The sequence below is a fragment of the Parabacteroides sp. CAG:2 genome, from assembly GCF_000436315.1.
Taxonomy (GTDB): domain Bacteria; phylum Bacteroidota; class Bacteroidia; order Bacteroidales; family Tannerellaceae; genus Parabacteroides; species Parabacteroides distasonis.
In genome coordinates, this window is sequence record NZ_FR885329.1 from 53,460 (window position 1) to 63,238 (window position 9,779).

Consider the following 9,779-nt stretch of genomic DNA (forward strand, 5'->3'; position numbering starts at 1 on the left):
TCCTGCTGCTGCGGTCGTGAAGGCAAAAGCGGCATCTGGAGCGGTTAAAGTGGGAGCTAAGGCTAGGATGGCAGCGTTCCGGCAAAATGTAGAGAGCGCAGAGGATCGGCTTATTTCTGAGTCGGAGGTAATGTCTGCTGATAGATCGGCGAATGAGAAAGATACCGTTGAGCCGGAGGTTGAAAGGAATAATGATGAGATAGTTGTTCTCAAGAATGATGTACTTGTCGCGTATGCTACTCCTGTTGCTAAAAAGAAGCCGGAGAAGACTGCGTCCCGGAAATGGGGGTTCGGTATGGGAGGTGGAGGTCTTTCTATGGGCGCTGATAATCTGGTCCCTCAGTATGTGACGAATAGCAGCGTGCTTAAGAGTGAGAATCTGATGAGCTTAAATTCGTTCGATGCGGAGAAGAAAGATCCTGCTAAGACGGATATTCATCATAAGACGCCTATTGGGGTGGGGATCTCAATTAGTCGTTATTTGAATAATCGTTTTTCTTTGCAGACTGGATTAACTTATTCTTACTTAAGATCGGAGTGGAGTACGAATAATACGTATCATATAGAGAATGATCAGCGATTGCATTTTATAGGAATTCCATTATCATTGACTTATAAGATCGCGGAATGGAATCGTTTTATGTTTTACGCCTCAGCCGGAGGTATGGCGGAAGTGAATGTCGCTGGCAAACGTAGAATGAAATTATTCTCGGATGAGGTAGAGATCGCAAAGCAAAGTGAACATATTCGAATGAAAGAATGGCTATGGTCTGTAAATGCCCGTGCGGGTGTAAGTTATCCGATTATCCGTTTTGTAAGCGCTTTCGCTGAGGTGGGAGCTAGCTATTATTTTGATAATGGTAGCGAGATCGAAACCATCCATTCGGAGAAGCCGTTTAACATGAGCCTTCAGTTTGGATTTCGTTTTGGTTTTTAATACTCGATAGATTAACAGTGTAAATACAAATACTTAAAAATAGAAAAATTGAATTATGAAAGCATTTAAATTAATTGGAGCAGCGGCGGCTGCGTCATTATTGTTGTTGACCTCTTGTCTTGGAGAATCGAATAATACGGTGACTCGTGCCGGCTTTGGTGTCGCAGGTCTTTCTGAAAAGACATATAAAACGGTACTGAATACAAATATGGGAGCATTATACTCTCCGTCTTTATCGGCACAAGTAGTTGACGGAGCTTGTTACTTGATCAACTATGAATTAGACCTAAATTCTCCGGAGAATGCGAATGCGGCGACAAATGGTTATTTAACAGCGACAATCTCTGTGGCAGATGAGATAACAAAAGGACAGCCAGTCTTTTATAATGTGCCAGATTCGGCCAGCTTACTTCAGAATGAGATACCTGTAAAAAACCTATTTAGCAATGGCGACTATGGGGTGTATGTAGACGGTTATTTATTCTTCTTTATAACAATGGATATGTTTAAGGATCAGAAAAATTCTTATACTTTATATTGGGATCGTTCAAAGGAGCCTACTATGGTGGATAATGTCCCGACATATGACTTGTTCTTGCGTGTCGCTAAAGTAGCGGACGGAACAGGTTCTGCTGCATCATCCATAGGAGAAGTCCGTGCGTTTAATGTTAAGTCTGTATTGGAGTCTGTGAATAGCGCTGAGGCTAATAAAGATTCAAAGTCTTTTAATCTTAAGGTCAATTATCTAAATACGATTAATGAAAAAGATAGTACGGATTTGAAATGGGCTTCTTATACCGTTCTATTCCAAGTCGTGAAAAACTCATAAAGAAATTAGTATAGAAGTTGAGGGCGTACCGATAAGAGGATTATCGATACGCCCTATTTTTTTGCCGTTTTTTTTATGTATATGGGTAAAGATCGTATCTTTGCGTACTTTAAGAGGAGTATTGTGAAATGAGATACAAGAATTTAATAGGTTTTGTCTGGGTGGCGGTTATCATGGGTCTGTTTACTTCTTGCCTAAAAGACATAAATAACGTCTATAATCCGGGAACGACCGCCGCTGTGGTTCGTCAACATGGAGATAGCGCGTTGATGATGGCTAATACCCGGTTCGGTTGGATCTATTCGACGAAGCTGAGCTCATACTCAGAGGGTAAATGCTTGTTGGTGAGTTTTGATTATGATCCTAGCTTGCCGGAAAATACGGGTGCGGAACAAAAAGGGTATTATACGGTGACGATACAAGGGGAAACCGCCGTTAACCAGCAAAACGCTGAGAGTCCTCTTACGGATACGCATAAACTATTGACAAATGAGCAACCGATACTTGCGGTTAATCCGAACGACTCTGTTCTGTACGTCAAATTGGAAGATTATTTGTTTTTGCCTTCCGCCTGTTGGACAACAAAAGACCGGGCTTTAAATTGGCAACTGACTTATGATCCGACTCAACAACCAGTTGTTGAAAATCGAAAATCTATATATTCCTTATATTTACGGGCTGCCGCTACGACCGGAAAGCCGGAGGATAAGGCAGAGGAGGCTATCGCGGTTATCAATGCCTTTAATCTGGCGAATTTTATCAAGGATATGCGAGAACAAGGTGGACGCGACGCGGATATGTATGTTCGGATTCATTATATCGATCAAATTAATCCGAAAGATAGTACCCAGTTTACATGGGGAGTAACGGATCCTTTACTTATAAACTAAAGAAGATGAGAAAGCGAATTTTATACGGCTTATTTTTATCCTTGTTTTTCTTAATGACCTCTTGTATGGGGGATGGAAGTAATTCCATCAATTATCATCGAGTAGGAGTGATACGTGAGAATCCTATGCGATGTATCTATACGGCAGATGATCAAGGGGAGATCTTTATCGTCTCTTCCTCTGTGTTTGAGAATCGGACGGATTTGAAAGAGGGTGACTGTTGCGTGGTTGATTTCAAGACGAATTTTAGCGAGGAATTGGGCAATGGTGTTTACAACGCTGAGATTTATAAGTATGATTCGGTCGCTGTATGGCCTTTGCATGAGACATTGACTGATACTACGGTTGTATTGGACAAGGAGCGTCTGGTTACGCTGGACTTTAAGAAAAGTATTTATTTGGAAGGACGTTTCTTCTTGCAAACTCAACATGTAAATCATCAGGTAGACCAAAAGGATATTTTCAATTTATCTTATAATCCTGATCAGGAGGTGGAAGAAGACAGCACCGGACAACGGGTCTATAACCTATACCTTCGGGTAACCCAAGAGGGAGGCACCGGCGATTCCACGAAATGGGTGAATACGACCGCTTTTACGATCGATAAGTTTTTGGACCAAGCCAAAGCGATAGAGAGCAGGGAGGGGCAAAATGAGATAAACTTTAAAATAAATTATGCCGAACGCTATAATGCGGATACAACCGCATGTGTTTGGGGGGCTACCGACGTATTTACGTTGCGTTTTACGAATTAAATATATACTTTTGCTATTTAAAAGTAAACAGAGATGTATAAGGAGATATTTAGGTGGGTAATCGCTATCATCTCACAGCCGGCGAAGGCGTGGGTCTTGTTAGCGAAAAAAGGAGAGAAGCAGGAGGAGTTCTTATCCCGATTCGTGTATCCTTTGATCGGCTTCGTTACTGTCGCGGCTTTTCTGGGCGTATTGTTTACGCGGAAGGAGTTTGATTTAGAGCTGGCCTTGAAGTCGTCTATCCGGACATTGGTGTCCTCGTTCGGTGGTTTTTACCTCGGGGCTTATCTGATGAACGAGATATGGCAAGGTTTATTTAAACGGGAGAAGGACTTGAAACTGTGGTTGCGCTTCGTCGGGTATTCCTCGTCGTTGATGTTCGCTTTGAATATCGTATTGATGTTGCTTCCCGAGTTTTTCTTCTTGCGGATATTTATCCTTTATACATTCTATATTGTTTGGGAAGGCGCTGGTCCGTATATGGGAGTCGAGGAGAAGATCCGTCTGAAGTTCGTAGGATTTACAACCGCCATTATATTACTGACTCCGGCAGTTATCGAGATTTTGTTATCGATGCTGATGCCCGGTTTGAGTTTTTGACAGAATAACACAAGATGAAAGAGAAGATTAGTAATAACATACAGATAAAGAATAAGCGGGCGACGTTCGACTACGAGTTGCTCGACACTTTTACGGCCGGGATCGTACTGACCGGAACGGAGATTAAATCGATCCGTTTAGGGAAGGCGAGTTTGGTAGATACGTTTTGTATCGTGGAAAAAGGGGAACTGTGGGTGAAGAATATGTACATCGCCGAATATTTTTACGGTACGTACAATAATCACAACGCACGGCGGGACCGGAAATTACTTCTTACCAAAAAGGAATTACGAAAGATCGAGGGTGCGGTTCGTGCTAGTGGTTTTACGATCGTTCCCACTCGTTTGTTTATCAATGAGAAAGGATTGGCGAAAGTAGTCGTCGCGATCGCACGAGGTAAAAAGGAATATGATAAGCGAGACTCCATCCGGGAACGTGACGACCGACGGGAGATGGATCGGGCTTTCAAACGATAAGTCGAGATGGAAACAGGGCAAGGTGTGATCGGTAGGGTTTGGGGATGTATCCTGAAAGCTCTGCCTAAAGCAGGCAAGACGTGTTTATGGCTGCTAAAGATTATTTTGCCTATTTCTTTATTGGTCCGTATATTGCAATATTCCGGAATATTAGGTCAGATCTCGGATTGGTTAGTGCCCGTGTTCTCGTTGGTGGGTCTGCCGGGGGAGACAGCCATTATTTTTATAACCAGTATATTCTCCCCATTATATGCTCCGATCGCTTTGATCACCTCGATGTCTTTAGGAGTCCGTGAAGCTACGATATTGGCATTGATGTGCCTTACTTCCCATAATCTAATGGTAGAATCCTCCGTACAGGCAAAGACCGGGTCTTCTTTCTGGGAGATGACGCTGCTCCGTTTGATCATGAGTTTCGTGATCGCCTTTTTTTTGAATTGGGTAATGCCCCATGAAGGATGGGGACAGGTCGGGATCGCTCAAAGCGCAGCTGTATGCGATAATTGGTTGGAAGTATTCGTACTTTGGTTTACCAGCTCGATGAAGGTGGTGATTTCTATTTTGATAATTGTTACGGCTTTAATGATCCTTCATTATATATTGGAAGAGTTTAATCTAATGAAAGGATTGTCCTCGGTCTTTTCTCCGCTGATGCGATTATTTGGCTTGCCTCAAGATGCCGCTTTTTTGTGGTTGGTAGGTAATGTGGTCGGACTGGCTTATGGCGGGGCTATTATGGTAGAGCAAATGGAGCAGAGGAAGTTGTCTTACGGTGACGGCAACTTGCTGAACCATCATTTGGCCGTGTGCCATTCCCTGTTGGAAGATACGATCATCTTTGCCGCGATAGGGGTACCCGTTCTTTGGGTGGTGCCTACCCGTCTGTTTTTCGCCATCGCTGTGGTATGGATCCTCCGGGGATATAGTTATATGTACGCAAGAAAGGTAAAACATATTTATGAATAAGGAACGATTTCTGCGACTCTTGAATGAGCGCATTTTGATCTTGGATGGTGGTATGGGTACCATGATCCAAAGTTTCAAACTAAACGAACAAGATTACCGAGGCGAACGTTTCGCCGATTTTCCGGGACAGTTGAAGGGGAACAATGATTTATTGTGTATCACCCGCCCGGATGTAATCCAGTCTATTCATCGTCAGTATTTGGATGCGGGAGCGGATATCTTCGCTACGAATACGTTTAACGCGAATGCTATTTCCATGGCAGATTATGCGATGGAGGCCTATGTACGTGAGATAAATCTAGCCGCCGGACGATTGTCGAGGGAAGTGGCGGATACCTATATGGCAGAGCATCCGGATCGTACGATCTTCGTGGCCGGATCGATCGGTCCTACCAATAAGACAGCTTCCATGAGTCCGGATGTAAGCGATCCCGCTTATCGTGCCGTCACTTATAAAGATTTGTATAATGCCTACAAGGAGCAAGTCGAGGGACTTGTTGACGGCGGGGTGGATATCATCCTTTTCGAGACTACATTCGATACGTTGAACGTAAAAGCGGGATTGGAAGCGGCTGAGGTCGTGTTGAAAGAGAAAGAAAAAGACCTGCCGATTATGTTGTCTTTGACTTTGTCCGCACAAGGTGGACGAACATTTTCCGGACAGACTTTATTGGCCTTCTTGGCTTCCATACAGCATACACATATTGTTTCGGTTGGCTTAAACTGCTCTTTCGGAGCGGCGGATATGAAGCCCTATTTACAAGAGTTGGCGAAGTATGCCCCCTATTATATCAGCGCTTATCCGAACGCCGGATTGCCGAATAGTTTTGGTACCTATGACGAGACGCCGGATAAAATGGCCCAACATGTGAAGCCTTTTGTGGAAGAGGGATTGGTGAACATTATCGGAGGCTGTTGCGGAACGACTCCAGCGCATATCTCCCGGTATCCGGAGTTGGTGAAAGGAGCTAAACCGCATATCCCGGCTCCGAAACCGGATTGCCTGTGGCTGTCGGGCTTGGAACTGCTGGAGGTGAAACCGGAGAATAATTTCGTGAACGTGGGAGAGCGTTGTAATGTGGCCGGTTCTCGGAAATTCTTACGCTTGATAAAAGAAGGCAGTTATGAGGAAGCGTTGACGATCGCTCGTAAGCAAGTGGAGGATGGCGCCCAAGTGATCGATATCAATATGGACGATGGTATGTTGGATGCCGTGAAAGAAATGAAGACATTCTTAAACTTGATCGCCTCCGAACCGGATATTGCCCGTGTACCCGTCATGATCGATTCTTCTAAATGGGAAGTGATCGAGGAAGGCTTGATGTGCGTGCAAGGAAAGAGCATCGTGAATTCCATCTCCTTGAAAGAAGGAGAGGAGGTCTTCCTTAAACATGCCGCCCGTATTAAGCAACTGGGTGCGGCTGCGGTCGTGATGGCTTTCGATGAGAAGGGGCAGGCGGATACCTATGAAAGAAAGATTGAGATTTGTGAACGGGCCTATCGCCTATTGACTGAAAAGATCGATTTCAATCCCCAAGATATTATTTTTGACCCGAATGTATTGGCGATCGCTACCGGTATGGAGGAACATAATGGCTATGGTCTGGCGTTTATCCGTGCCGTTGAATGGATCAAGAAGAACTTGCCGGGTGCGAAGGTGAGTGGTGGTGTAAGTAATTTATCTTTCTCTTTCCGGGGGAACAATCATGTACGCGAGGCTATGCATTCCGTATTTCTATATCATGCGATCGGGAAGGGGATGGATATGGGTATCGTGAATCCGTCTACCTCCGTACTTTATGAGGATATAGAGCCGGAGTTCCGTACCTTGTTGGAAGACGTGATCTTGGCACGCCGTCCGGAAGCTGCCGAGGAATTAATTACTTATGCTCAAAATTTACATGTTCAAGCTTCCGGAGAAACTCCGGAGAAGCATGAGGCTTGGCGTGAGCTTTCATTGAAGGAGCGTTTGGAACATGCCTTAATCAAAGGGATCGGAGACTATTTGGAGGACGATTTACAAGAAGCCTTGCGGATTTATCCGCATGCCGTGGATATAATTGACGGTCCGTTAATGAGCGGAATGAATAAGGTCGGCGAGTTATTCGGTGCCGGAAAGATGTTTCTCCCTCAAGTCGTGAAGACCGCACGTACGATGAAAAAGGCCGTGGCTATTTTACAACCGGCCATTGAGTCTGAAAAGAAAGCTTCCGGCTCTGCGAAGGCCGGTAAAGTGATTTTCGCTACGGTAAAAGGGGATGTACATGATATCGGTAAGAATATCGTCTCTATCGTATTGTCTTGTAATAACTACGAGGTGATTGATTTAGGGGTAATGGTTCCCGCAGATGTGATCATAAAGAAAGCGATCGAGGAGAAACCGGATCTGGTTTGCTTATCCGGCCTGATAACCCCTTCTTTAGAAGAGATGGCGCATGTTGCGGACGAGATGCAGAAAGCGGGACTTACGATTCCTATGATGGTGGGTGGCGCTACGACCTCCAAATTGCATACGGCGGTGAAGATCGCTCCGCATTATGATTATCCGGTGATTCATGTGCTGGATGCCTCACAGAATCCGTTGATCGCCGCCAAACTATTGAATCCAGATACCCGTGACGCTTATATCAGGGAGTTGGAACAAGAACAAGAAGTCTTGCGTGCCTCTTTAGGGCAGAAGAAAGAGACCTTGGCTTCTCTTTCAGAGGCTCGTAAGCATCCGATAGAAATAGATTGGACCGGGTATACACCGGTTGTTCCGGCCCGGATGGGGGTACATGTTATCCCTTATATCCCCTTGGAAGAAGTGATTCCTTATATCCACTGGACCTTCTTTTTTAGCGCATGGAAATTGAATGGCCGTTTCTCGGAAATCTCCCAGATACATGGTTGCGATTCTTGTCGTGCCTCTTGGTTGGCCGGATTCCCGGAAAAAGATCGTGCGAAGGCTACCGAGGCGATGCAATTATACAAGGATGCTGTTAGGTTATTGGATCGGCTGGTCAATATGAAGGTTGAATATTGTAAAGCGATTTACGGATTTTTCTCAGCGAATAGTGAAGGGGATACGATCCGAATGGGTGATATAGCGCTGCCTTTATTACGTCAGCAAGTAAAAAAAGAGGAAAATATTTATAAATGTCTTTCCGATTATGTAATACCGGTTTCCGAGGAGCGAACTGATTATGTAGGGGCGTTTGTCGTTACCGCTGGAGCTGGCGCTGATTGTTTGAAGGATAAATTTGAGGAAGAAGGCGATACCTATAATTCAATGTTGCTGCAAACCTTGACCGATCGCCTAGCGGAAGCTACAGCCGAATATCTTCATGAGAAAGTACGTAAAGAATATTGGGGATATGCTAAAGACGAATCCTTGTCTATCCCGGATCTTTACAAGGTGAAATACCAAGGAATCCGTCCGGCTATCGGTTACCCTTCTCTACCGGATCAATTATTGAATTTCACATTGGATGGATTGCTCGATATGTCGCGAATTGGTGTTTCGTTAACCGAGAATGGTGCCATGTATCCTACGGCTTCGGTTAGTGGGATTTATATTGCCCATCCCTCTTCTCAATATTTCATGATCGGTTCTATCGATGAGGAGCAGATGAGAGATTATGCGAGCCGCCGGAATTTAACGGAGGAGCAAGTCCGAAAGTTATTGAGTAGGAATATAGGATAATTTAGTAGCATCACTGCAACCCGGGTTGCAGTGATGCTGCAATGCCTGTGCAGTAATACTGCAACACCTATTGCAGTAACACTGCATAGGCATTGCAGTAAAAAATCGATCAATACGATCTATCTGCCATAGTAATGCTTGGCGGAAGGAACCATGATAACGTTCAATTCCGGATCAGCCATGTCTGGATCGATCGGGAACATCGGTCTCACGATATTCTTATAGGGAAGCTTCTTGAAGTCCTGATCCACGCCTCCCCTTGTAAAAGCCATCACCCAATCCGCTTGTATATTGTACCATTGGGTTACAAGGTAACCCTGTTTAACCATTACGATATCCATTTCCTTCGGGTCAATTCCTGAACCCTCTAGGTTTGGAGTGGGAGACGATGTGCCTACTACCACATAAACGCTTCCGGTCTTTACGATAGCGATATCTCTTTTCCGTCTCCATGATTCCGCGTTCTTGTCTTCTTCCGGACTGACATAAACCACGGTACCCGACAATTTCACGGGACCTTCGTAGGAATTATCGACCATGGCACCTACCATGCCTTCTACGTGTCCGCCTACGCCGACCTTACGTGCCTGCTTAACCACTTCTTCTCCCGGGATGGAGCAATAAAGAACGCTCTTTCCCTT

At 44.8% G+C, this 9,779-nt stretch carries 9 protein-coding genes; 8 read left to right on the forward strand and 1 reads right to left on the reverse strand.

The annotated features are described in order from the left end of the window. The 8 genes from QVP94_RS17315 to metH all read left to right on the forward strand — a co-directional run. Positions 1–937: porin family protein (locus QVP94_RS17315; RefSeq protein WP_288213306.1), on the forward strand; the 937-nt coding region annotated here is incomplete at its 5' end. A 55-nt stretch (positions 938–992) separates the two neighbouring features. Then, positions 993–1,766, forward strand: coding sequence for a BFO_2992 family lipoprotein (locus tag QVP94_RS17320; protein ID WP_005865187.1), 774 nt, complete (start codon positions 993–995; stop codon positions 1,764–1,766). A 128-nt stretch (positions 1,767–1,894) separates the two neighbouring features. Beyond that, the gene (locus tag QVP94_RS17325) at positions 1,895–2,656 is read left to right on the forward strand and encodes a BFO_2992 family lipoprotein (RefSeq protein ID WP_022193098.1); all 762 of its coding nucleotides are present in this window, start codon (positions 1,895–1,897) and stop codon (positions 2,654–2,656) included. A 5-nt stretch (positions 2,657–2,661) separates the two neighbouring features. Further along, positions 2,662–3,411: a BFO_2992 family lipoprotein gene (locus tag QVP94_RS17330; RefSeq protein WP_170104871.1), complete on the forward strand. Its 750-nt coding sequence runs from the start codon at positions 2,662–2,664 to the stop codon at positions 3,409–3,411. 33 nt (positions 3,412–3,444) lie between these two features. Further along, positions 3,445–4,011 (forward strand): YIP1 family protein, encoded by a 567-nt coding sequence (locus QVP94_RS17335; RefSeq protein WP_022193100.1) that lies wholly within the window; start codon positions 3,445–3,447, stop codon positions 4,009–4,011. Positions 4,012–4,025: 14 nt separating this feature from the next. Further along, complete coding sequence (smpB, locus tag QVP94_RS17340; RefSeq protein ID WP_005855460.1) at positions 4,026–4,487, forward strand: SsrA-binding protein SmpB; 462 nt, start codon at positions 4,026–4,028, stop codon at positions 4,485–4,487. 6 nt (positions 4,488–4,493) lie between these two features. After that, a complete protein-coding gene (locus tag QVP94_RS17345; RefSeq protein WP_022193101.1) occupies positions 4,494–5,453 on the forward strand; it encodes a nucleoside recognition domain-containing protein in 960 nt (319 codons plus the stop codon). Continuing rightward, positions 5,446–9,138 (forward strand): methionine synthase, encoded by a 3,693-nt coding sequence (gene metH / locus QVP94_RS17350; protein ID WP_022193102.1) that lies wholly within the window; start codon positions 5,446–5,448, stop codon positions 9,136–9,138. Before QVP94_RS17345 ends, metH begins: the two co-directional genes overlap by 8 nt. A 119-nt stretch (positions 9,139–9,257) precedes the next feature. On the opposite strand, the gene QVP94_RS17355 is transcribed toward metH, so the two are convergent. Beyond that, on the reverse strand, positions 9,258–9,779 hold a 522-nt coding region (locus tag QVP94_RS17355; protein ID WP_288213307.1), incomplete at its 5' end, for an MlrC C-terminal domain-containing protein.

What these genes read in the sequence shown, in the direction of transcription:
- QVP94_RS17320 (WP_005865187.1), top strand. Translation starts at nt 993, where the DNA reads ATGAAAGCATTTAAATTAATTGGAGCAGCGGCGGCTGCGTCATTATTG.
- QVP94_RS17345 (WP_022193101.1), top strand. Translation starts at nt 4,494, where the DNA reads ATGGAAACAGGGCAAGGTGTGATCGGTAGGGTTTGGGGATGTATCCTG.
- smpB (WP_005855460.1), top strand. Translation starts at nt 4,026, where the DNA reads ATGAAAGAGAAGATTAGTAATAACATACAGATAAAGAATAAGCGGGCG.
- QVP94_RS17330 (WP_170104871.1), top strand. Translation starts at nt 2,662, where the DNA reads ATGAGAAAGCGAATTTTATACGGCTTATTTTTATCCTTGTTTTTCTTA.
- QVP94_RS17335 (WP_022193100.1), top strand. Translation starts at nt 3,445, where the DNA reads ATGTATAAGGAGATATTTAGGTGGGTAATCGCTATCATCTCACAGCCG.
- QVP94_RS17325 (WP_022193098.1), top strand. Translation starts at nt 1,895, where the DNA reads ATGAGATACAAGAATTTAATAGGTTTTGTCTGGGTGGCGGTTATCATG.
- metH (WP_022193102.1), top strand. Translation starts at nt 5,446, where the DNA reads ATGAATAAGGAACGATTTCTGCGACTCTTGAATGAGCGCATTTTGATC.